The following is a 20,601-nucleotide window of genomic DNA, read 5'->3' on the forward strand; positions in this document are numbered from 1 at the left end:
GTATGATGACATTGCCTCATCCCAACCAGACATCGAGAAACAGCATCAGAACGAGCCCGACAGCGAGACCGAGCGTTGCCCTGTTCTGATGGCCGCTGCGATGGGTTTCGGGGATGATTTCGTGGCTGATGACGTAGAGCATCGCTCCCGCGGCAAAGGCCAGACCCCATGGAAGCAGCGGTTCCGACAGTGTGATGATCCCGGCCCCGAGCAGGCCGCCAATCGGCTCGACCATGCCCGTCAGCGCCGCGATGCCCCAGGCGCGCAGCTTCGGATATCCCTCGCCCAGCAGAGATACAGCGACGGCCAATCCTTCGGGCGCATTCTGAAGCCCGATGCCGATGGCGAGCGGCAGACCGCCCCCCATACCTCCGGATCCGAAGCCGACCCCGACCGCGAGGCCTTCGGGGAAGTTGTGGATCGTGATCGCGATGATGAACAGCCAGACCCGCCGCAAAGACGCCGCTTCGGGCCCTTCGCGTCCCGTCTTGAAGTGCTCGTGCGGCAGCTTTTCGTTCATCAGCGCGACAGCCCCCATGCCCAGAAGGATCGAGACGCATACGATGGCCGCAGGCATCGCGCCGTTTTCGAACATTGGCTCTGCCGCATCCAATGCCGGGATGATCAGCGAAAAGAACGAGGCTGACAGCATGACACCGGCAGCGAAGCCGAGCGACAGATCGCGCGTGGCCCGGGACGGGATGCGCCCGAACAGCACGGGAGCTGCCCCGACTGCCGTAAGGGATCCGGCGGCGAGACTTCCGAGAAAGCCGAGCATTATCGGAGACAGATTTTCCATGGGCGAGCCAGATTATCCTTCGGCGTAGCTCGAAAAGACTTCCGTCGACCCGTCCTTGCGGATGAGGAAGACATCATAGGCCTCGCGGTCGTCTTCTGGCCCCATGCCGGGCGAGCCATAGGGCATCCCCGGAACGGCGAGGCCGACGGCGTCCGGGCGCTCCTCGAGAATGCGGCGGATGTCAGCGGCCGGGACATGGCCTTCGATCACGTAGCCATCAATGAGCGCGGTGTGGCAGGAGACCATGCGCTGCGGCACGCCGTTGTCGAGCTTGAAGCGAACCAGCGACCCACCGAACATGTTCTCGCCCGTCGGCGCAAACCCGTTTTCTTCGAGATGGTTCATCCAAGACAGGCAACAGCCGCAACCGTTCGTCTTGCGGACCTCGATCGCCGTTGCCTCTGCGAGGACCTGGGCCGCCGGGAACAGGGCGAGGGTGATTGCCAGAGCTTGGGTCATGCGTTTCATGGGTCAGAGCCTTTCGGTTGTCGTTTCGGCAATCTCGCTGCCGAGGTTTTGATTCAGAAGCGCGCGCGCCTCGGCCAGACGCGAGAGCGCGGCGGTATCATCCGCTTCGCTCTCGGCTGCTTCGGCGAGCCGGTCGTCAGAGAGGGGGTCAGTCGGGCGCCCATCCACAAGGACTTCGTAGTGCAGGTTCGGACCTGTCGCCGTACCAGTCGCGCCGACGCGGCCGATCACATCTCCCGCCGCAACGCGTTGGCCTTGTGCCAGGTCTTCCGGCACGGCGCTCAGATGCGCATAGCGCGTCATGGTGTCGGAGCCGTGGGCGATTTCGACCACTCGACCATAGCCGCCCCGCCAGCCGATGAAACTGACCCGCCCCGGTGCCGTCGATTGAACCGGTGTCCCGCGTGCCGCTGCGAAATCGACGCCGGTGTGCATCCGGACGTTGCCAAAGACCGGATGCGTGCGGCGTCCGAACACCGAGCTGAGGCGCGCACCCTCGACCGGCTGTGCGAAGACGCGCAGCACCTCGCCATCGACGTAGATCGTCGCCTGACCGCTGCCGTCGTCCGGCCATACGATCTCGTAAAGCGAACCGCCGATCTCCAGTGCGGCGAAGGCGAGTTCGGGCTGTCCGATCCTGTCCTCGCCGACCCGCGCCTCACGCCAGAGAAGCCTTAGTGTCTCGCCACCGGCCAACTCGCGGCGAAAATCCACGGTCCCACCCAGCATCTGCGCAAGGTCCACGGAAAAACGGGCGGGTATGCCGGCTTCGTCGAGTGCCGCGAAGATCGAGCTGTCGATCACGGCTTTGCCGGCAAGGGTTACGATCTCCGGATCCGGAGCCACGACCTGCGTAGACAACTGCTCGCCGAAAACCACCTCGATCCGCACTCCGTCCTCGACGGCGAGTGAGACGGTGCGGGGGCTGCCGTCCACGGTCGAAGCGACAGTGACCGAGTGCCCCGGCCGCAGCCGTCGCAGATCGTATTCCGCGCCAAGCGCGAGGGCAACTTCGGCTCTGTCAGGTGCCGCAAGTCCAGCTTCGGACAGCAAGAAATCGAGCGTCTCGCCAGGTGCAATGTCGCGCGACCACGTCGACAGCGGTGGCTCGATCGCCCTTACCGGCCTGTCGGCAAACGCGACCTGCAGAAGGGGTAGGGGGCCGAGGTCGGGTGCATCCTCTGCCCATGCCGTCGCGGGCAGCGTCACGAGGATTTCAACGTTTCTAGGGGCTTCAGGACCTTGGGGCATCCAGCTACCTGCCTTGGCAAGTTCCGGCGGCACGGGTTCTTTCGGCATGAAATCAGAGATGGCGATAGCCGCTCCCAAAACCGTCCCCGCAATTGCGACACCCGCCGCCAAAGTTCTGAGCCTCATGTCGCCCCCTCCATTTCTTCTGCCAGCGCGCGGCGAATTTTCGGCACCGCGAATTCTCTGGGTTCGTGATAGTCGATCATGGTGACGAACCGCCCAGAGGCTGCGAACAGGAAGACGCTCGCGGTGTGGTTCATCGTGTAATCGCCGCTTTCCGTCGGCACCCGCACGTAGGTGGCGCGGAAGCCGTCCGCGACGCGCGCGATCTGCTCCTCCGGTCCCGTCCAGCCACGTATCCCAGGATGGAAGTAGCCGACATATTCGGCCATCGCCTCTACAGTGTCGCGCTCGGGATCGACCGTGATGAAAACCACGTTCATTTCTTCGGCCTCGTCTCCCAGATCGTCGAGCCATCCCGAAATGTCCGAGAGCGTGGTCGGGCAGACATCGGGACAGTAGGTGAAGCCGAAGAACGCCATCGTCGGGCGACCGATCAGGGTTTCTGGCCCGACCGCGTTGCCCTCATGATCCGTCAGACGGAAATCCATCTCGGTCAGGGCCACAGGCCGCTGCCCGACAGGCTCGGCTCCACCGGGTCCATCGACCTGCCACCAACCGACGAAGAGCATCAGGGCGACCGCCCCGACACCAGCCGCGCCGTACCCCAGGATCGCCCGTCGCCGCATCAGTCCTCTGGCCCCCGCGCGGCGATTCCGAGGATCGGCACCTCGACCGTCACTTCGCCTCCGTCTTCGAAAAGCAGGGTCAGCGGAAAGGTGTCCCCTTCCGTCATCGGTTCTTGTAGCCGCATCAGCATTGCGTGCAGGCCCCCCGGCTCGAGCGCGACGCTCTCGCCCGGGGCGATCGCGATCTCCCCCGCCGGGCTCATGGAACTCACACCTTCGGCATTTGTCTTCGTCTCGTGAATTTCGGGCATCATCGCGAGCGGTGTTGTAAGGCCGATCAGCGTCACTGGCTCGTCGCCAGTGTTGCGGATCGTCATGTAAGCGGCCCCGGGACGGTTCATCCCGATGGAGGCGCGGGACCACGCGTTCTCGACGACAACATCCTCGGGTCCGGCCAGCGCGGGCGCTGAGAACCCTCCAAGGGTCAAAAGCGCCGCCAGTGTGCTGGTCAAAATATACTTTTTCATCGTTCTGATCCTGCCCTTTCCATTCAGCTTTGCGCGGCAGCGACTTCGGCAGCCACCAGACGACGCAATTCTGCCTCTCCGAATGGATCGAGCGGCATGCCGTTCACGAAGAATGTGGGCGTCTGGCGAATTCCCACGGTCTCGACGTCAGCACGATCCTGGTTCAGGATCGCCACGACATCGGGTGCCAGCATTTGCGTGCGCGCGGCCTCGGCATCGAGTCCGGCCGTGGCGGCGATCTGAAGGATCAGGCCAGGCGCCGGGGCACCGTGCGACGCCCATCTCGGCTGTTCCCGCAGAACGGCCTCGAGCACCGGCACGTAAACGTCCTGCATGCGCGCCGCCTCGAGCACGCGGATCGCTTCCTCGGATGCCTCGCCGTGGAAGGGCGTGTAGCGGATCACGACGCGGACAGCATCCCCATGCTCAGCCATGATGTCCTTCACGATGGGATGAAAGGCGCGACAGGCCTCGCAGGCCGGATCGAAGAATTCGACGATCGTGACGGGCGCCTCCGCAGGCCCGAGGATGGGCGAGTAGGGGCGGATCATCGCGTCCGCAAGTTCCGGCACAACGGGCGCCGCTTCGGCCACCGGGCCGGGGCGGGTCGCAATCCAGGTGGCTCCACCGAAACCGGCGACGCCGAGGGCGAGAACGGACAGGATCAGGCCGCGTCGGTTCATGTTCGTGTGTCCTTCAGTGAAAGGGCCGACAGCGCCCCGATCAGCGCGAAGGCGGCGAGCGCCATCAGCGGGATAGGGATGCCGAAGACCAGTTGGTTGTCATCGGTGCAAGAGGGGCCAGTGGCCGTGCAGGGCTGGATGCGTTCGGGAACAAGACCGACGTACAGCCCCATGTGCCAGAGGGCGATTGCGCCGCCGCCAAGCGCCAATGCGATGCCGTAACGCCCCACGCGGCCGTCCCGACACCAAAGGCCCAGCCCGAGGATAATGGCCAAGGGGAACATGAAGGCGCGCTGGAACCAGCACAGCACACAGGGCGTCTGCCCCAGCACCTCGCCGATAAAAAGCACGGCAAGTGAGGCAACGAGCGCGATGATCCACGCCAGCCCGAGGGCTGTTTCTCCGGACATACGGTTCATGTCGGTCAGATCCTCTCTTCCAGATCGGCGAGGATCTCTTCGGCGGAGGTGCCGTAGGGCCAGGAGTCGGCAAAGCCTGCCTCGGGGTCGAAGAGGAACAGATGCGACGTGTGGCCCATGGTGTACCCATCCGGCGCTGCGGCCTCTTCGACGCGCTCAAAGAAGATTGGAAATGTCTCGGACGTGGCGGCGATCTGTTCCGGCGTGCCCGTCCGCCCGATGATGCCCGCATCGAACAGCGGGACGTATTCGGCGAGTGCTGGGGGCGTGTCTCGTTCAGGGTCGATTGTTATGAAAATCGGCTGGACCTTGGCGGCATCGTCGCCCAGACCGTCCATCACCGCCGCGACCTCAGATAGGGTCGTCGGGCAGACGTCGGGGCAGTTGGTAAACCCGAAAAAAACCAGCATCCAGCGCCCCGCAAAGTCCTCCTCGGTTTGAACCATACCCTGGTGGTCCGTCAGTTCGAACTCAGCGAAAAAAGGCGGCTCGGCGTCGGTTCGGGCGCTATCGGCACGATAATCGGACCATAGCAAAAGCCATACGAAGGCAAGCGCTGCCACGCCTGCCAAAACCCAAAGAAACTTCTGTGCCGATCTAAGGGACAATCCTGTTCGCCTGTTTTTGATTCTTATTGCATGTGCGGATACATCCTCTAGCCGCTAGAGGTTCAAGAACGAAATCATGGTATAGCTTGAACTCACGCGTCTGTGAATCCGACACTTGTTTATTCCGACGGCAAAACCTACACAAACTGTATCTTTTTCATGGAGGCGAAAATGCTCACGATCGGTACTCTGTCAAAGAAGACTGGCACAAAAGTGCAGACCATCCGGTACTACGAACAGATCGGACTCATGCCCGAACCTGGCAGGACCGAAGGCGGACAGAGGCGCTACGACAATGCACAGCTCGATCGACTGTCCTTCATCCGCCACTCGCGGCAACTCGGTTTCTCGCTCGATGCGATCCGCGAGCTGCTCGACCTCAGCGACCATCCCAACCGGCCCTGCCACGAGGCCGATGCCATCGCGCGTCGCCAGCTCAAACAGGTGGAGCAGCGCATGGCGCGCCTGAAGGCGCTGCGCACGGAACTGAAACGCATGGTTCACGAATGCAGCGGCGGGCGGACGGGAGATTGCAAGGTGCTTGAGGTGTTGCGGGACCATTCGGAATGCTTGACCGAGCACGAGGAAATCGGGGTCTGAAGGAATTCAGCCAACATTCCGGCTGGAACGCAGATCAGCCGCAGAAGTTAATGTGTTGCACAACACAAGCTGGAACCACAAAATGGCCGCTAGACAAGATTCAATGGAGAGACGGACGCTTTGGATCGTTCTGGCGCTCAATATCGGTTTGGCCGTGGCGTTTTTCGCAACAGGCGCCTTCGGCGATTCAAGTGCTCTGATCGCCAACGGGCTCGATAACCTCTCCGACAGCTTCGTCTACGCGATCAGCCTTTTCGCTTTGTCCCGATCCGACAAATGGAAACGCGGGGCGGCGAACGTTTCCGGTGGGCTGCTGATCCTGTTCGCTGCAGGCATCCTCTACGATGCGTGGCGCCGCTACATCGGCGGGTCAGATCCGCTCGGGACGATCATGATCGCCATGGCCCTGATTGCGGCGGCCATCAACGCAGTCTGCGTCTGGCTGCTCGCTAAGCTCAAAGATCCGGACGTCAACATCCGCGCGGCCAACACCTTCAGTTACAACGATTTCGCCGCGAACCTCGGAATCGTCGTGGCTGGCGGCCTCGTCGCCTGGCTGGGAACCAACTGGCCGGACCTCGTCGTCGGCGTGATTGTCGCCGGGATCGCGGCCTGGGGAGGTATCGACATTCTGCGCGACGCACACGGCGAACACCACAAAGCAGTTCATACGGGCAAATAGTTGCGGGAGATTCTTTCTGAAAGAAAGGATTGAAGCTACAGTGACTATAGCAATTAGTCTTGTTCCAAGACGATTCGAGGAGCGACCCGTTGCAGATGACCGACCCCCTACTTGTACCCACCAAACTACTGGATTTTGATGCCGCGCCTCTTGCGCATCTAATTGAGAACCGCAGCTGGCGCGGCTTATCCGAATACGATCGGATCGGAGCTGCCTATGATTTCGTTCGGAATGAAATCGCGTTCGGATACAATCGAGCTGACGACATCCCCGCATCCGAAGTGCTTTCCGACGGCTACGGGCAGTGCAATACCAAAGGCACGCTCTTGATGGCGCTGCTGCGTGGTGTTGGCATTCGTTGCCGGTTGCATGGCTTCACGATCCACAAAGGCTTGCAGCGCGGTGTTGTCCCTGAGCTTGTGTATCCGCTTGCTCCGCAGGAAATTCTCCACTCATGGGTCGAGATCGAATTTCAAGGTGCCTGGATCAACCTTGAAGGCTTCATCCTGGATGACGCTTTCCTCAAAGTCCTGCAAACGTCTTTCTCGGACACGGACAGTCTCTGCGGTTATGGCGCGGGCACGGATTGCCTTGGCGCGCCTCCCGTCGCCTGGAACGGAGAAGATACCTACATTCAGAAAACCGGCATCGTGCAGGATTTCGGCGTGTTTGATACGCCGGACGCCTTCTATTTGTCCCATGAGCAATACTTTGGATGGCTGCGTGGTGCCCTTTACCGTCATATCATACGCCACTGGATGAATGCGCGCGTTCGTGGTTTCCGCAGCGACCGCCTCAAGACTGACCGACGCGCGACACACGCGCATGAGGAGCCTGCCAATGCCACATGACCACGGGCACGCGCATATCGATCCGGATTCTGGCGATCGGCGGGTTGCCATCGCGATCTGGGCGAACGGGCTTCTTACCGTTGCGCAAATCGTCGGGGGCATATTGTCGGGCAGCCTGGCACTGATCGCCGATGCGCTGCACAACTTTTCCGATATGGCCTCGCTTGTCATTGCCTTCGCCGCACGCAAGATCGCGCGCCGCCCAGCCGATGAGCGCATGACCTTCGGCTATGGTCGGGTCGAAATCGTCGCAGCCCTGGTTAACTACACCACCCTGATTTTGATCGGCTTCTACCTGATCTACGAAGGTGGCATGCGCATGATTGATCCACCCGAAGTCATGGGTTGGACCGTCGTCATTCTCGGTGGAATTGCGCTTGTGGTCGACACGCTGACCGCAATGCTGACCTATTCGATGCAGAAGGGCAGCGTGAACATCCGCGCGCTTTTCCTGCATAACCTGTCGGACGCGCTTGCTTCGGTCGCGGTTATCGTCGCTGGGTCGCTGATCATCCTTTACGACATGCGTTGGGTCGATCCTGCCATCACCATCGGCATCGCGATCTACATCCTGTATCTGTCTTTCACTGAAATAGGCGGCCCAATCCGAACCCTGATGCTCGGGAGCCCGCCGGACATCGACAACGAGGCCGTCGTCGAAGCGATGCGGAAAGTCGAAGGCGTCGCCGACGTCCACCACGTCCATCTCTGGCAAATGCAAGAGCACGAGGCTGCGCTCGACTGCCATGTCGTCGTGGCAGCCGAGGGGTGGTCGAAGATTGAAGAGATCAAGAGCGCGATCAAGAAGCGGCTGAAGGGAGAATTCGGCATCAGCCATTCCAGCCTCGAATTCGAGCACGAGGATCGCGCTCATCAAAACGCCGATCTCTATGGTCACGGTAATTCGAGAGATGGGGAGGAAACTCATACTCACGAAAAAAGCTGACCGAGCATGAGGACATCATTACCTCATTTGCGACGGCAAGTTGACATCGACCAACGTCAAGTGGACTGATGAACCTTTGCATGAGCAACTGGCTGCGAAGGGCAGTAACGAAGGTCTGAGGCGGATACACTACAGGGGTATCACGTCCAAGTTACAGAATGTCACTTGACCTCCCCTTGCTGGAAGGTTGTAGCAGTAACTGTATGACCTGCGTTTTTCGCCTTGTTTTGATTCTCATGCTGACCTTCGGTGCAGTGACTGCGCCGGATATGTCGTCGGCCAGTATGTCAATCACGGCTATGGCGCAGATGGAACCCACCGAAAGCGCGGATGGCCGTTGCGGCGGGTGCGATCCCACCGGATTTGCTGAGGGCACTGCCTGTGAAGGTGGGTGTCCTGTTCCTTGCGGCTCCAGCGGTACTTCTGGCCTCCTTGCCAAGATGCCGTCAGCGCGGCTCACGAGGCCTTTTGGTACTGCCGTCCGGGGTGCCGAACCTCTGATCTCACTCGGCACGAATCCGTCGCTTGATCCATTCCCTCCCAAACTGCCTGTCTGAACCTGAAACCGGCCTCGCCTGCTGCGAGGCCTGATTGTTGCCTTGGCCGAAGCTGGCTGAGTGCGACCCTTTCAGATCAAGGCAGTTGCGATGATTCTCCACAGACCGATTTCACGAAGGCACGTGCTTCGCACAGGTGCCGCATTCACAGCCCTATCCGCTCTATCACCTGCACGAATGGCAATGGCCGATCCAACTGGTGACCCATTCGTCCTACGCGCGGCATCCGGACAGGCCGCCCTGCGCCCGTCACCATACGGCCCGACTAATGTCTGGAGCTATAACGGGTCCGTCCCCGGTCCTGAAATCAGGGTCCGGCAGGGCGACCGATTGCTGGTTTTGGCTCAGAATGGGTTAGATGAAGGGACCACAATCCACTGGCATGGCATCCGCACGCCCAATGCGATGGACGGAGTGCCGTTCCTCACGCAGGACCCGATCCCGGTTAATGGCGATTTCCTGTACGAATTCGATGCACTGGATGCGGGCACGTTCTGGTATCACCCGCACCAGCGCAGTTCGGAACAGGTCGGACGTGGACTCTACGGGCCGCTGATCGTCGAGGAGGTGGACCCGATCCGCGTGGATCGTGACCTGACCTGGATGCTGGACGACTGGCGCATGACGCGGGCGGGGCAGTTGTCGGATGACTTCGGCAACCGCCATGACGCGATGCACGGCGGTCGTATTGGCAATTCCGTGACCATCAACGGTGAGATCCCCGAACGGATCTCGGTGCAATCCGGTGAGCGCATCCGCTTGCGGCTAATCAACGCGGCGAACGCGCGGATATTCGGGCTGGATTTTGGAGATTTTGAACCAGTCGTGGTCGCGCTGGACGGTCAAACCGTGACGCCCCATGCCCCTGACGGCGGGGTCGTGGTGATCGGCCCGGCGATGCGTGTCGATCTGGTAATCGACATGACCGGCAAACCCGGAGAGGCCGTCACGGTCACCGATGTCTTCTACGAAGGCCTCGAATACCGTCTGGTCGATCTCGTCTACGGGCCTGACAGGCTGCGGGACAGTGTGCCGGATTGGTCGATGGACCTGCCGCCCAACCCGCTGGCCGAACCGGACATGGCGTCGGCCGCGCGGCACCAGATCGTCTTCAATGGCGGAATGATGGGGCAGATGATGATGGGTGGCGACATGGGGTCGATGATGGATCAGATGCGCGAGGGCAACATGTGGTTCATCAACGGCGAAGCCGCGACGGGGCATATGATGGATCCCTTGCTCGTCCTGCCGCAGGGCACGTCGCACGTGTTCGAGATGGATAATCGCACCGCTTGGCACCATCCGATCCATTTTCATGGGCATTCGTTCCGTGTGATCGCGCGCAACGGGCAACCGACACAATATCGGGAGTGGCAGGACACCGTCCTGATGGCACCCGAAGAACGGGTCGAGATCGCCTTCGTGGCGGACAACCCCGGCGACTGGATGTTCCACTGCCACATCCTGGAACACCAGGCGGCGGGCATGATGGGCGTCATCCGCGTCGATCCCGGCACGACCAAAACCTGAAATCTCACAAACCAATGACCACAAAAAGGAACGAACCGATGGAAAAGATACTTGGATTTGCCAGCCTCGGCACAGCTGGAGTCGCCGCCGTCCTTGCGATGAGCCTGCATGCAGCCCCAGCCTCAGCGCAGGAGGCCACGCTCTACAAGAACCCGCAATGCGGATGCTGCGAAAGCTACGCGGATTATCTGCGCGAGAACGGTTTCACGGTGGAGGTGAAGCCGACCCACGATCTGGCGCAGATCAGCCGCGATGCGGGCATCCCGGATGACTTCCAAGGCTGCCATACAGGCTTTTTGGACGATTACGTCATCAGCGGCCACGTGCCGATTGATGTCGTCAACAGGCTGCTGGAAGAGCGCCCGGAAATTGCCGGCGTGACTCTTCCCGGCATGCCATTGGGGTCGCCGGGTATGGGCGGCGCGAAACAGGAGCCCTTCAAGATTTACACCGTCGAGGAAGGTGTGAGCCCGACCGTATATTCGGTCGAATGATCAATCGCGCGGTCTGGTGCGAACCCGTGCCAGACCGGTTTCAAGGGAAAACAAAGGATGGAATGCATGATGATGGACGGTGGAATGATGGGCGGCGGCATGATGATTGCGATGGGCCTCGTCTGGTTGCTGATCGTGGGTGTGCTGGTGCTCGCGGCGATCGCCTTGGTCAAATACATCCGCTCGGACAGCGGAAAATAGAAATGTGCCAGAATGCGGATTGAGGGTGCCAGCAGCGGCGATAGCCTGTTGTCGATGGGGTTGGTCTGGGCGCTTTGCGTCCTGCTTGTCCTGTCGTCGCTCGCGGCACTAATCGTCCTCTGTAGGTGGCTCGTAACAAGAAGGCGGAAACTTAGTGAAAAACACGATTAGGCTCTCGGCTGTCCTGCTCGCCACGACGGTTTTGCCCGTAGCGGCGCAGAGCGACGTGCTCATGGGCGAGCGCCTTTATCAAGAGAATTGTGCCAGTTGCCATGGGGCAAACCTGGAGGGGCAATCAGATTGGCGCACACGATTGCCGAACGGCAGGTTGCCTGCCCCGCCGCACGACGCCTCCGGCCATACCTGGCATCACCCCGACCGCGTATTGCTCGACATCGTGAAACGCGGACCGGCGGCGATTGTCGGGAACGGGTACGAAAGCGACATGCCCGGATATGAGGATGTGCTGACAGACGATGAGATCACGGCGATCATTGACTACATCAAGAGCACATGGCCTAACCGGATCCGCGCGTCGCAGGAAAGCCGATCCCTTGCCGATGAGCAGGCGCAGCCATGACGGAAGAGGTCGAGGGAAATGCCGACCCTGTGTCGCGACGCAGTATCTCCGGGTTCGTGCTGGTTCCGCTGATAGCTTTTGCCCTCATGGTCCTGTTCGGTTGGGGGCTTTTCAGGGGTGGCGACGACTTGCCGTCGGCACTTCTCGGCAAACCCGTGCCCGACTTCGCGCTGCCCCCGGTGCTCGGCCGAGAAGAAGGTCTTTCGACGCAGGACCTGATCGGACACGTGTCACTGGTGAACGTCTTCGCCTCGTGGTGTGTGCCCTGCCGTGCCGAACACCCGTTGTTCATGGAGTTGAGTGCAACCGGTGAGGTGCCGCTCTACGGAATCAACTACAAGGACCCGCCCGATCAGGCGCGCGCCTGGCTCGACGAGTTGGGTGATCCCTACGCGCGCATCGGGGCCGACATCAACGGACGCGCCGGTATCGAATGGAGCGTCTATGGCGTGCCCGAAACCTACGTCATCGCGCCCGACGGCACCATCGCCTACCGCCATGTTGGTCCGATCACACGAGCAATCCTGCAGGAAACGCTGCTGCCGATCGTCCGTGACCACAAAACCCAATCCGCCAAGGAGAAAACGCCATGAAAAATCTGAAACCGCCGCTGATCGCCTGGGCACTGTCCGTCGGCGCGGCTTTCGCGACACCGCAAGGGTTTGCACTTCACGACACCCCGCAGCCTGTCGCCAATGTGCGCTACGAGAAAGATGACGGCAGCCGCGGAGACATGGAAGATTTTCGCGGCAAAGTGATCCTCGTGAATGTCTGGGCAACCTGGTGCGTCCCCTGCCGCGAAGAGATGCCGACGCTCGATGCGCTTCAGGCGGAACTTGGCGGCGACGACTTCGAAGTGGTTGCCCTTTCCATCGACCGGGCCGGATCACAAATCGTTCGGCGTTTCTACGACGAGATCGGTGTCACCAATCTCAATATGTATGTCGACCAGACCATGCTTTCGATAACCGCGCTGCGCACCGTTGGCCTGCCGACGACGATCCTGATCGACGCGCAGGGGCGGGAGCTCGGGCGACTGGTCGGCCCGGCCGAATGGGATGATCCCGAGATGGTGTCCTTTTTGCGAAGCTTTATTGAATGAATCCCAGCAAAAGTCCACTGCTCACCCTTGACCTTCCAGTTACTGGAATGACTAGCTTTTAATCATCGAAAGGACTTTCCGGATGACCGAAATATCACCTTCCAACATTGCGGGTGCCGCCAACATCGAAAGCGCAGGAAATTGGCCCCGGTGGTTGACGCGCAGACGATTGCTGTTCGTCGGTGCGGCAACCGTGATGGGGGGCGGCATGGCCCTGAACTGGGGATGGCTCACCGCGATCGGGCTCGCGCCTGTTCTGGTCTCGCTGGCCCCCTGTGCCGCGATGTGCGGCCTGGGTCTGTGCATGAAGGGCGGGTCTGGAAAGGGATGCTCCAACTCGCCGGACGGGGCGTCTCCCGACTGAGTTCTTTCGATAACCACACGATCAACCCAAGGAGAAAACCATGAGAAAAACACTTACAACTTTCGTCGTTGCGACGGCCCTTACCGCAAGTGCATTTGCCGTCAGCGCCCAGGAACAGACCACGCCGGAAACGGGCGAAATGATGCAGAATGAGGGGGCCATGCAAGGCGGCATGATGGACGGCGACATGATGGGCATGATGAAGATGATGGCCGAAATGAAACCCATGATGGAAGCCTGCACCGAGATGATGGCGTCCATGACCGAGAATATGGACGGCGGCATGATGCCGTCGGAAAAGTCTGACGGCTAGATTTGCCCAAATGCCTGTCGGTCAACGGATCGGCAGGCATTTATTGTAAGGATACAAGAATTGACAGCACTGACACGGCGCGCCGCTTTAGCGATACTCGCGGCCACGATTTCGTCTCCGGCCTTCGCCAATCATCCGGGGGAAAACCTGGATGCGCGCATGTTCGAGATGGAGCCCTACTTCCAGGCCATCGATGCAGCGCAGGCTCCGAGTTTCGAATTGCAGGATCCCGAGGGGAATCCTGTGCGCCTGTCGGATTTCAGCGACAAGGTGATCATCCTGCACTTCATCTACGCCAATTGCCCGGATATCTGCCCGCTCCACTCCGAAAAGATCGCGGCCATACAGACTTCGATCAACGACGGGCCGATGAAGGAGCTTGTGCAGTTCATCTCGATCACCACCGATCCGGTGAATGACACGCCGGACGTGCTGCGCGATTACGTGGATCGGCATGGACTCGATCCGAGCAACTGGGTCATTTTGACCAAGCAGCCTGATCAATCTGATGACGCAACGCGCCTTCTGGCGCGGGAATATGGGCTGGAGTTCACGATGACCGCCGACAGCGACATGATGATGCACGGAGCGGTCACCCATGTCGTGGATATCGGCGGGCGGTTCGCTGCAAAATTTCATGGCATGGAATTCAAGAACGTGAACCTCATCCTCTATGTCAGCGAGTTGATCAACAACGCACAGCATCGACGCCGGGAGCCCAGCTGGTGGGACCGGCTGACAGGTGTGTCTCAATGAGTGTCTTTGCGACTGGCGTCAGGCTGTCCTCGACAGACGGAATTTCCCTGACAGCTCTGCGTCGGTATTTTTCGGTGATCATCCCGGCCAATCTGATCTGGGAGTTCGCGCATATGCCGCTCTACACGATATGGAACGAGGGCACCTGGGGTGAGATTGTCTTCGCAGCCGTCCATTGCACGGGTGGTGATATCCTGATCGCCATGAGCGCGCTGATGCTTGCCCTCATGCTGTCGGGCCGGGGCTGGCCCCTAGTCGCCTCCACGCGGCGGTCTGTGACCGTCCTGACGGTGGTGTTTGGACTGGGATACACGCTGTTCAGCGAATGGCTCAACATCGTGATCCGCGCGGCCTGGGCCTATTCGGACCTGATGCCGATCATTCCGGTCCTCGATGCGGGCCTGTCACCTGTTTTGCAATGGATCGTGGTCCCGCTGGTCGCGTTCTGGTGGGCCGTGTGGTCCTTCAACACTAAGCGAGAAACATGATGGATATTTCCGGCATCGGCATTTTCGCGGCCTTCCTTGCGGGTGCCATTTCGTTCCTGTCGCCTTGTGTACTGCCACTGGTGCCCGGCTACGTTTCGTACATTGCGGGGCAGCCGGACCTGCGTACGACGCGGTCGGTTGGTCTGCGGGCACGTGCCGGGGCGCTCGGATTGAGTGCCTGCTTCGTGCTGGGCTTTTCGACGGTCTTCGTCGCCCTCGGGGCCGGGGCCAGCGCGCTCGGGTCGCTGCTGCTGACATGGCGCACTGAGCTGAATTATTTCGGTGGCGGGATCATCATTCTGTTCGGACTGTTCATGGTGGGTATCTTTCGTCTGGATGCGTTCTCGCGCGATACCCGTTTCAATCTCGACATTCCCGGCGGTCGCCCGTTTGGGGCCTACGTGCTGGGACTGGCCTTCGCCTTTGGCTGGACACCTTGCATCGGACCGATCCTCGGCGCGATCCTGACACTCAGTTCGACCTCCGGCGGCATGTCGGACGGCATCTGGCTGCTGTCGATCTATTCCGCTGGTCTGGGGGTGCCTTTCATGCTGGCTGCGCTGTTCACCGACGCCATCGCCGCGCGGGTAAGGCAGATCGGCAAGGCCGGTCGCTGGCTCTACAAGGGCGCGGGTGTTGCCATGATCATCATGGGAGTTGCCATCATGACCGGGCAACTGTCACGGTTTGCATATTGGCTGCTGGGGACGTTTCCCTTTCTCGCGACAATCGGCTGACGAACTTCGAACCAGCTCTTGGCGCGATGGCTGGTAAGTGGGGATCATCTCCACCAGTCAAAAAGGTCGTACACGCCGCGCCTCTGTAGAGGTCGCGGGGCCGTCAACCGATCAGGTAGACCCGGATCGGCATCCAGATACCCATGACCATCATCATCAGGTTCTCGGTGAGCGAGACGAACCCTAGTGGCACGTTGCTGTCTCCCCCGACGCAGGCGCATTTCAACTCGCGCCTTTCGATGTACACGGCCTTGAAGACCGAAACCGCGCCGACGGTGCCGATGAACAAGGCCACGGGTGCCGACAGCCAGGTGAGCGCCCCGGCGACCATGAGGATACCGGCGAAGGCCTCTCCGAAGGGATAGAGATAGCCGTAGCGCACCCAGCGGCGCGCCAGCAGGTCGTAATTCAGGAACATGGTCGAAAAGCTCTCGACATCCTGAAGCTTCTGCACTGCAAGCAAGCACATCGAGATCGAGACGAACCATTCCAGCGCGCGCAGGCTGAGGATGGTTCCAAAGCTGTACCATGACAGGCCGAGCGCCATCAGAAACGCGACGGCAAAGATCGCGATCACCGGCCGATAGGAGGTGTCCGAGCGCTCACTTTCCGGCGCGTCGAGGCCGAAATGGACCCGCAGATCGTCGTAGCCGCCAATCCGCTTGTCGCCGATCCAGGTCTGCGGCGTGGTCTCGACCCCGTGCTTTTCCATGAAGGCATCGGTTTCCTCACGTGTCGTCAGGTGATGATCCTCGACCTCGTACCCTTCCCGTTCGAGCAGGTCTTTGGACTTGAGACCATAAGGGCAAAGATGATCCTGCATGACCATCCGGTAGAGTTGGGCTGATTTCGATGCGTCTTTCGGCATGGTGTTTCCTCCAGTTTCTGGTTCAGGCACCGCAACCGTAATATCCGCGATACCCTGCACGCAGACCGGACCCAAGTTCGAGAACGAGATCGGCGTCCTGCATTTCGCCACTATTTGCGTCCAATGTGCCGGTTCCGCTCGGCGCGCTCAACGCCACTGTCATGCCTTCCGTGCCCCAAGTGCTTCCGGCGTCACCAGCCTCCAGCCGCACCAGATCGCCGCTGATCTTGGCGAGAGCTACACTCCCACCGTCGATGCGGCCCACCGCAAGCGCAGGCCTGCTTGTGGTGGTGTAGGTGAAAGTGCACGCCGCGCCGCCGGGAAACATCTGCGCAATGTCCTCCGTAGTAAGAAATTCGAGGTCGAGAATGGCGACTTCCGGGGTTGATAGCGCCTCGTCAAGGCTCATGATCTGCGTCGGTCCGCTTTCTGACTGTGCCGGACTGTCACCGTTGGCGTCGATATCGTTCACCAGATAACGCATCTCGGCGATTTCCTTGTCCTGCGCATAGATGATCTCATCCGCCAGCTTGCGCACGCGCGGGTCCGAGATGTCGGCGCGGCTGGAGGTCATGATCGCGATCGAGTGGTGCGGGATCATTGCCCGCATGTAGCTGGTGTCGCCCACCGTCACTTGGCTGCGGACCAGCCAAAGCGAGGCGGCAAAGACCACAGCGGCACCGATGAAGATGGCTGCGTTAGCCGTCTTGCTGGAATACATCGACAGCATGAAGCCCAGCATGATGATTGCCATGGTGGCACCCATCAGGAGAGCCATGTAGGCCCGCGTTTCCGACCAGAACACATGCGTCCAGAGGTAGGTATTGAGATACATCAGACCGAACATGACGACGGTAGATGTGGCGATCATCGCGAAAAAGCGGCCATATGACATGAAGTTGTCCTCTCTCGAAATCGTGAAGTCTAGAGGTGGAACAACTTTCCCGCGCTGGAATGTTCCGAAATAGCTGCAGCCAGTCGCACCTTATGGGTGGCGCGGCCCGCTGGGGGACAGATCGAAGCCCGCTTAATCCGCTGCCCTTGCGGTCCGGGTCTTACCCTCTTCCATCGCCAGATCTGCGAGAATCGGGCAATCAGGCCTGTGATCGCCAGCGCAGGCATCGACAAGGTGCGACAACGTCGCGCGCATCTCGGTCAGTTCTGCGATTTTCCGGTCGATCCGGTCGAGGTGTTCCTCGGCGATCTGCTTGACCTCCGCGCTGGCGCGGTCGGTATCGGCATAGAGTTTCAGCAGGCTCCGGCAGTCCTCGATGGTGAAGCCAAGCGCACGCGCTCGCCCAAGAAACGCCAGCTTGTGGACGTCGCTCTGCCGAAAGCTGCGATAACCGTTCGCGCTGCGCAGCGGCTCGACCAGCCCGATGTCCTCGTAGTAGCGGATGGTCTTCGCAGGAAGGCCGGACAGGTCGGCCACGTCTCCGATATTCATGATCGTTTTCTCCTTGTTTCATTCTGCCGGGAGGGGGGACATGCGGGGGGCAGTCGCGGCCTTCGCCGCGTCGTCCATCGCCGGGTGGACACGGCGCAGGCGCAGCGCGTTCGTCAGTACGAAGACCGAGCTGAGCGCCATTGCCCCAGCCGCCAGCACCGGCGACAGCAGCAGGCCCGACACCGGGTAGAGCAGCCCCGCCGCCACCGGAATGAGGGCTACGTTATAGCCGAAGGCCCAGAACAGGTTCTGGCGGATGTTGCGCATCGTACGCCGCGACACTTCCAGCGCGTTGACCACGCCGCGCAAATCGCCCGACATCAGCACCACGTCGGCCGATTCGATGGCGACGTCGGTGCCGGTGCCGATGGCGATGCCCACGTCCGCATGGGCAAGCGCGGGCGCATCGTTGATGCCGTCGCCGACAAAGGCGATTTGCTGGCCCGTGCCGCGCAGATCGTCCAATGCCGCGACCTTGCCATCCGGCAGCACACCCGCGATCACATGGTCGATGCCGGTCTCGCGCGCCATGGCTTCTGCCGTCTCGCGCTTGTCGCCGGTGATCATGGTGACTTTCAGGCCAAGATCGTGCAGCGCCCGGATGGCGGCCGCGCTGGATGGCTTCACCGGATCTGCCACGGCGATGACGGCGGCAACGCGTCCGTCGATGGCGGCGTAAAGCGCGGTGCGGCCCCGCTCGGCCAGGCGGCGCTCTTCGTCGACCAACGCGCCGATGTCCAGCCTTTCGCGAGCCATCAAACGGTCGGCGCCCACCAGTACGTCCCGGCCCGCGACTTCTGCCCGGACACCGTGGCCAGTGATGGACTTGAATTTCTGCGCGTCGTGCCGGGCAACGCCCTCGGCCTTCGCCGCCCGCAGGATGGCCTCGGCGAGGGGGTGTTCCGACCGCGCCTCGACCGCCGCGACCAGAGCCAGCACCTCGGCCCGTTCAAAGCCGTCGGCCAGCACCAGATCGGTCAGTTCGGGGCGTCCTTCGGTCACCGTGCCGGTCTTGTCCAGCGCGACCACATCGACGGTCGAAAGCTGTTGCAGGGCGTCGCCCTTGCGGAACAGCACACCCATTTCGGCGGCACGGCCGGTGCCGACCATGATCGACGTCGGCGTGGCCAGCCCCATCGCGCAGGGGCAGGCGATGATCAACACCGATACTCCGGCGACCAGCGCAAAGGACAAGGCGGGCGACGGTCCGACCAGCAGCCAGATCATCACCGTCAGCAGCGCCAGCGCCATGACAGCGGGCACAAACCACAGGGTGATCCGATCCACCAGACCCTGGATCGGCAACTTGGCACCCTGCGCCTCTTCGACCATACGGATGATTTGCGCCAGCGTCGTATCCGCTCCCACGCGTGTCGCACGGAACTGGAAGGCACCGGAACCGTTGACGGTCCCGCCGGTGACGGGATCGCCCAACGACTTGGCCACAGGCACCGGCTCGCCGGTGATCATGCTCTCATCGACGCGGGCGCTGCCTTCGGTCACTTCACCGTCCACGGCAATCCGCTCTCCGGGGCGCACGAGCAGGATGTCGCCCGCGGCGATGCGCTCGATGGCCACGTCCTCAGGCTCTCCGTCCACCAGCACGCGGGCGGTCTTGGCCTGAAGGCCCAGCAGCTTCTGGATCGCTGCGCCGGTGCGGCCCTTGGCGCGCGCCTCCAGCCACCGGCCCAGCAGGATTAGCACGACGATGACTGCCGCCGCCTCGAAATAGACGGCACGCGACCCTTCGGGCAGCAGCGCGGGCGCGAATAGCGCCACGAGAGAATAGAGATAGGCGGCAGAAGTGCCGACCGCGACAAGGCTGTTCATGTCCGGCGCACGCTTGAGCAGGGCTGGAAACCCGCGCGTGTAGAAGCTGCGCCCCGGCCAGAGCAGAACCACCGTGGTCAGGACGAACTGGATCAGCCAGCTTGCCCGATGGCCGATCGTGTCGCCGATCAGACCATGCATGCCGGGGATCAGGTGCGCGCCCATTTCCAGCAGAAACACAGGCAGGGCGAGGGCCGCCGCCAGCGCGGTCCTGCGAGCCAGCGTCCGCGCCTCTTCATCCTTGCGGGCACTCGTGTCTTCCGGCGCGCTGTCCGGCGGCAAGGTCGCGGGATAGCCTGCGTCACCCGCCGCCTTCAGCAGGTCCGCAACCGCAACCGAGCCTTCGAGATACGTTACCGTCGCAGTTTCCGATGCCAGATTGACGTTCACGTCCAGCACGCCCGGCACCGCCGCCAGCGCCTTGTCCACCCGCCCAACGCAGGACGCACAAGACATGGAGGCCACGTTCAGGCGAGTGCTCTGCTTACGGGCCGGATAGCCAATCTCTTCCAGCTTCTCGACGATGTCCGAGATGCGCTCCGGCCCGTCGATCTGCGCCTGGGCCGTCTCGCTGGCGAGGTTGACGCGAACGTCGCTGACACCCGGCAGGCCGGAAAGCCCACGCTCCACCCGCCCGACGCAAGAGGCGCAGGACATGTTTTGAAGGGAAATTCGGACGTTGTGCGGACCGGACATGGAAATCTCCTGATTCTGATCCTCCCTCACATAAGGGTTCCATTCACTGGAAGGTCAACAGGTGCATCGAGGAATTTTTTCGGGCATTGACCTTCCCATAGGGGAACGCCCTAGA

General features: G+C 61.2%; 27 protein-coding genes. 15 read left to right on the forward strand and 12 right to left on the reverse strand.

What is annotated here, in order from left to right; translation table 11 throughout:
* Positions 1-16: 16 nt before the first annotated feature.
* From ABMC89_RS16305 to ABMC89_RS16340, 8 genes are read right to left on the reverse strand one after another with little or no spacing between them, the layout of a single operon-like run.
* A complete protein-coding gene (locus tag ABMC89_RS16305) occupies positions 17-799 on the reverse strand; it encodes a ZIP family metal transporter (RefSeq protein ID WP_349569847.1) in 783 nt (260 codons plus the stop codon).
* Between the two features lie 12 nt (positions 800-811).
* On the reverse strand, positions 812-1,267 hold the full coding sequence (locus ABMC89_RS16310) for a DUF411 domain-containing protein (RefSeq protein WP_111734014.1): 456 nt from the start codon (positions 1,265-1,267) through the stop codon (positions 812-814).
* A gap of 3 nt (positions 1,268-1,270) precedes the next feature.
* Complete coding sequence (locus ABMC89_RS16315) at positions 1,271-2,644, reverse strand: peptidoglycan DD-metalloendopeptidase family protein (protein WP_349569849.1); 1,374 nt, start codon at positions 2,642-2,644, stop codon at positions 1,271-1,273.
* Positions 2,641-3,267: an SCO family protein gene (locus ABMC89_RS16320; protein ID WP_111734018.1), complete on the reverse strand. Its 627-nt coding sequence runs from the start codon at positions 3,265-3,267 to the stop codon at positions 2,641-2,643. Before ABMC89_RS16320 ends, ABMC89_RS16315 begins: the two co-directional genes overlap by 4 nt.
* Positions 3,267-3,734, reverse strand: a complete 468-nt coding sequence (locus tag ABMC89_RS16325) for a copper chaperone PCu(A)C (protein ID WP_349569851.1) — start codon at positions 3,732-3,734, stop codon at positions 3,267-3,269. Before ABMC89_RS16325 ends, ABMC89_RS16320 begins: the two co-directional genes overlap by 1 nt.
* Positions 3,735-3,757: 23 nt before the next feature.
* Complete coding sequence (locus tag ABMC89_RS16330; RefSeq protein ID WP_349569853.1) at positions 3,758-4,417, reverse strand: DsbA family protein; 660 nt, start codon at positions 4,415-4,417, stop codon at positions 3,758-3,760.
* On the reverse strand, positions 4,414-4,836 hold the full coding sequence (locus tag ABMC89_RS16335; RefSeq protein ID WP_349569855.1) for a disulfide bond formation protein B: 423 nt from the start codon (positions 4,834-4,836) through the stop codon (positions 4,414-4,416). The genes ABMC89_RS16330 and ABMC89_RS16335 overlap by 4 nt, the downstream gene beginning before the upstream one ends.
* A gap of 5 nt (positions 4,837-4,841) precedes the next feature.
* Positions 4,842-5,408 (reverse strand): SCO family protein, encoded by a 567-nt coding sequence (locus tag ABMC89_RS16340; RefSeq protein ID WP_349569857.1) that lies wholly within the window; start codon positions 5,406-5,408, stop codon positions 4,842-4,844.
* A gap of 207 nt (positions 5,409-5,615) precedes the next feature.
* On the opposite strand from ABMC89_RS16340, the gene ABMC89_RS16345 reads away from it, so the two are divergent.
* From ABMC89_RS16345 to ABMC89_RS16415, 15 genes are all read left to right on the forward strand, one after another.
* Positions 5,616-6,044: a MerR family transcriptional regulator gene (locus ABMC89_RS16345; RefSeq protein WP_037954972.1), complete on the forward strand. Its 429-nt coding sequence runs from the start codon at positions 5,616-5,618 to the stop codon at positions 6,042-6,044.
* A gap of 103 nt (positions 6,045-6,147) precedes the next feature.
* On the forward strand, positions 6,148-6,726 hold the full coding sequence (locus tag ABMC89_RS16350; protein WP_037941752.1) for a cation efflux transmembrane domain-containing protein: 579 nt from the start codon (positions 6,148-6,150) through the stop codon (positions 6,724-6,726).
* Between the two features lie 95 nt (positions 6,727-6,821).
* On the forward strand, positions 6,822-7,577 hold the full coding sequence (locus ABMC89_RS16355) for a transglutaminase-like domain-containing protein (protein ID WP_349569932.1): 756 nt from the start codon (positions 6,822-6,824) through the stop codon (positions 7,575-7,577).
* On the forward strand, positions 7,567-8,523 hold the full coding sequence (locus ABMC89_RS16360) for a cation diffusion facilitator family transporter (protein ID WP_057796924.1): 957 nt from the start codon (positions 7,567-7,569) through the stop codon (positions 8,521-8,523). The genes ABMC89_RS16355 and ABMC89_RS16360 overlap by 11 nt, the downstream gene beginning before the upstream one ends.
* A gap of 740 nt (positions 8,524-9,263) precedes the next feature.
* A complete protein-coding gene (locus tag ABMC89_RS16365; RefSeq protein ID WP_349569859.1) occupies positions 9,264-10,610 on the forward strand; it encodes a multicopper oxidase family protein in 1,347 nt (448 codons plus the stop codon).
* Between the two features lie 38 nt (positions 10,611-10,648).
* Positions 10,649-11,104: a DUF411 domain-containing protein gene (locus tag ABMC89_RS16370; protein ID WP_040618661.1), complete on the forward strand. Its 456-nt coding sequence runs from the start codon at positions 10,649-10,651 to the stop codon at positions 11,102-11,104.
* 66 nt (positions 11,105-11,170) lie between these two features.
* Positions 11,171-11,305 carry a hypothetical protein gene (locus ABMC89_RS16375; RefSeq protein WP_009503829.1) on the forward strand — a complete coding sequence of 45 codons (135 nt, stop codon included), beginning with the start codon at positions 11,171-11,173 and terminating at the stop codon, positions 11,303-11,305.
* Positions 11,306-11,507: 202 nt separating this feature from the next.
* Positions 11,508-11,885 carry a c-type cytochrome gene (locus ABMC89_RS16380; protein WP_237267629.1) on the forward strand — a complete coding sequence of 126 codons (378 nt, stop codon included), beginning with the start codon at positions 11,508-11,510 and terminating at the stop codon, positions 11,883-11,885.
* Positions 11,882-12,478 (forward strand): DsbE family thiol:disulfide interchange protein, encoded by a 597-nt coding sequence (locus tag ABMC89_RS16385; RefSeq protein WP_349569861.1) that lies wholly within the window; start codon positions 11,882-11,884, stop codon positions 12,476-12,478. Before ABMC89_RS16380 ends, ABMC89_RS16385 begins: the two co-directional genes overlap by 4 nt.
* Positions 12,475-12,987 (forward strand): TlpA family protein disulfide reductase, encoded by a 513-nt coding sequence (locus ABMC89_RS16390; protein WP_349569863.1) that lies wholly within the window; start codon positions 12,475-12,477, stop codon positions 12,985-12,987. The genes ABMC89_RS16385 and ABMC89_RS16390 overlap by 4 nt, the downstream gene beginning before the upstream one ends.
* Before the next feature lie 82 nt (positions 12,988-13,069).
* Positions 13,070-13,351 carry a hypothetical protein gene (locus tag ABMC89_RS16395; protein ID WP_068286437.1) on the forward strand — a complete coding sequence of 94 codons (282 nt, stop codon included), beginning with the start codon at positions 13,070-13,072 and terminating at the stop codon, positions 13,349-13,351.
* Positions 13,352-13,391: 40 nt separating this feature from the next.
* Complete coding sequence (locus ABMC89_RS16400; protein ID WP_071974092.1) at positions 13,392-13,664, forward strand: hypothetical protein; 273 nt, start codon at positions 13,392-13,394, stop codon at positions 13,662-13,664.
* A 60-nt stretch (positions 13,665-13,724) separates the two neighbouring features.
* The gene (locus ABMC89_RS16405) at positions 13,725-14,420 is read left to right on the forward strand and encodes an SCO family protein (RefSeq protein WP_349569865.1); all 696 of its coding nucleotides are present in this window, start codon (positions 13,725-13,727) and stop codon (positions 14,418-14,420) included.
* A complete protein-coding gene (locus ABMC89_RS16410; RefSeq protein WP_089963146.1) occupies positions 14,417-14,908 on the forward strand; it encodes a hypothetical protein in 492 nt (163 codons plus the stop codon). Before ABMC89_RS16405 ends, ABMC89_RS16410 begins: the two co-directional genes overlap by 4 nt.
* Positions 14,905-15,645, forward strand: coding sequence for a cytochrome c biogenesis CcdA family protein (locus ABMC89_RS16415; protein ID WP_349569867.1), 741 nt, complete (start codon positions 14,905-14,907; stop codon positions 15,643-15,645). Before ABMC89_RS16410 ends, ABMC89_RS16415 begins: the two co-directional genes overlap by 4 nt.
* Before the next feature lie 103 nt (positions 15,646-15,748).
* Here ABMC89_RS16415 and ABMC89_RS16420 read toward each other — a convergent pair whose 3' ends face one another.
* The 4 genes from ABMC89_RS16420 to ABMC89_RS16435 form a co-directional block, all read right to left on the reverse strand.
* Complete coding sequence (locus tag ABMC89_RS16420) at positions 15,749-16,513, reverse strand: MauE/DoxX family redox-associated membrane protein (protein WP_203212310.1); 765 nt, start codon at positions 16,511-16,513, stop codon at positions 15,749-15,751.
* Positions 16,514-16,535: 22 nt separating this feature from the next.
* Positions 16,536-17,408: a DUF305 domain-containing protein gene (locus ABMC89_RS16425; RefSeq protein ID WP_111734048.1), complete on the reverse strand. Its 873-nt coding sequence runs from the start codon at positions 17,406-17,408 to the stop codon at positions 16,536-16,538.
* A gap of 132 nt (positions 17,409-17,540) precedes the next feature.
* On the reverse strand, positions 17,541-17,960 hold the full coding sequence (gene cueR / locus ABMC89_RS16430) for a Cu(I)-responsive transcriptional regulator (protein WP_111734050.1): 420 nt from the start codon (positions 17,958-17,960) through the stop codon (positions 17,541-17,543).
* 18 nt (positions 17,961-17,978) lie between these two features.
* Positions 17,979-20,486, reverse strand: coding sequence for a heavy metal translocating P-type ATPase (locus ABMC89_RS16435; RefSeq protein ID WP_349569869.1), 2,508 nt, complete (start codon positions 20,484-20,486; stop codon positions 17,979-17,981).
* Positions 20,487-20,601: the final 115 nt, after the last annotated feature.

The sequence above is a fragment of the Sulfitobacter sp. HNIBRBA3233 genome, assembly GCF_040149665.1.
Lineage (GTDB): Bacteria > Pseudomonadota > Alphaproteobacteria > Rhodobacterales > Rhodobacteraceae > Sulfitobacter > Sulfitobacter marinivivus.

What these genes read in the sequence shown, in the direction of transcription:
- ABMC89_RS16305 (WP_349569847.1), bottom strand. Translation starts at nt 799, where the DNA reads ATGGAAAATCTGTCTCCGATAATGCTCGGCTTTCTCGGAAGTCTCGCC.
- ABMC89_RS16310 (WP_111734014.1), bottom strand. Translation starts at nt 1,267, where the DNA reads ATGAAACGCATGACCCAAGCTCTGGCAATCACCCTCGCCCTGTTCCCG.
- ABMC89_RS16315 (WP_349569849.1), bottom strand. Translation starts at nt 2,644, where the DNA reads ATGAGGCTCAGAACTTTGGCGGCGGGTGTCGCAATTGCGGGGACGGTT.
- ABMC89_RS16320 (WP_111734018.1), bottom strand. Translation starts at nt 3,267, where the DNA reads ATGCGGCGACGGGCGATCCTGGGGTACGGCGCGGCTGGTGTCGGGGCG.
- ABMC89_RS16325 (WP_349569851.1), bottom strand. Translation starts at nt 3,734, where the DNA reads ATGAAAAAGTATATTTTGACCAGCACACTGGCGGCGCTTTTGACCCTT.
- ABMC89_RS16330 (WP_349569853.1), bottom strand. Translation starts at nt 4,417, where the DNA reads ATGAACCGACGCGGCCTGATCCTGTCCGTTCTCGCCCTCGGCGTCGCC.
- ABMC89_RS16335 (WP_349569855.1), bottom strand. Translation starts at nt 4,836, where the DNA reads ATGAACCGTATGTCCGGAGAAACAGCCCTCGGGCTGGCGTGGATCATC.
- ABMC89_RS16345 (WP_037954972.1), top strand. Translation starts at nt 5,616, where the DNA reads ATGCTCACGATCGGTACTCTGTCAAAGAAGACTGGCACAAAAGTGCAG.
- ABMC89_RS16350 (WP_037941752.1), top strand. Translation starts at nt 6,148, where the DNA reads ATGGAGAGACGGACGCTTTGGATCGTTCTGGCGCTCAATATCGGTTTG.
- ABMC89_RS16355 (WP_349569932.1), top strand. Translation starts at nt 6,822, where the DNA reads ATGACCGACCCCCTACTTGTACCCACCAAACTACTGGATTTTGATGCC.
- ABMC89_RS16360 (WP_057796924.1), top strand. Translation starts at nt 7,567, where the DNA reads ATGCCACATGACCACGGGCACGCGCATATCGATCCGGATTCTGGCGAT.
- ABMC89_RS16365 (WP_349569859.1), top strand. Translation starts at nt 9,264, where the DNA reads ATGGCCGATCCAACTGGTGACCCATTCGTCCTACGCGCGGCATCCGGA.
- ABMC89_RS16370 (WP_040618661.1), top strand. Translation starts at nt 10,649, where the DNA reads ATGGAAAAGATACTTGGATTTGCCAGCCTCGGCACAGCTGGAGTCGCC.
- ABMC89_RS16375 (WP_009503829.1), top strand. Translation starts at nt 11,171, where the DNA reads ATGATGATGGACGGTGGAATGATGGGCGGCGGCATGATGATTGCGATG.
- ABMC89_RS16385 (WP_349569861.1), top strand. Translation starts at nt 11,882, where the DNA reads ATGACGGAAGAGGTCGAGGGAAATGCCGACCCTGTGTCGCGACGCAGT.
- ABMC89_RS16390 (WP_349569863.1), top strand. Translation starts at nt 12,475, where the DNA reads ATGAAAAATCTGAAACCGCCGCTGATCGCCTGGGCACTGTCCGTCGGC.
- ABMC89_RS16395 (WP_068286437.1), top strand. Translation starts at nt 13,070, where the DNA reads ATGACCGAAATATCACCTTCCAACATTGCGGGTGCCGCCAACATCGAA.
- ABMC89_RS16400 (WP_071974092.1), top strand. Translation starts at nt 13,392, where the DNA reads ATGAGAAAAACACTTACAACTTTCGTCGTTGCGACGGCCCTTACCGCA.
- ABMC89_RS16410 (WP_089963146.1), top strand. Translation starts at nt 14,417, where the DNA reads ATGAGTGTCTTTGCGACTGGCGTCAGGCTGTCCTCGACAGACGGAATT.
- ABMC89_RS16415 (WP_349569867.1), top strand. Translation starts at nt 14,905, where the DNA reads ATGATGGATATTTCCGGCATCGGCATTTTCGCGGCCTTCCTTGCGGGT.
- ABMC89_RS16420 (WP_203212310.1), bottom strand. Translation starts at nt 16,513, where the DNA reads ATGCCGAAAGACGCATCGAAATCAGCCCAACTCTACCGGATGGTCATG.
- ABMC89_RS16425 (WP_111734048.1), bottom strand. Translation starts at nt 17,408, where the DNA reads ATGTCATATGGCCGCTTTTTCGCGATGATCGCCACATCTACCGTCGTC.
- cueR (WP_111734050.1), bottom strand. Translation starts at nt 17,960, where the DNA reads ATGAATATCGGAGACGTGGCCGACCTGTCCGGCCTTCCTGCGAAGACC.
- ABMC89_RS16435 (WP_349569869.1), bottom strand. Translation starts at nt 20,486, where the DNA reads ATGTCCGGTCCGCACAACGTCCGAATTTCCCTTCAAAACATGTCCTGC.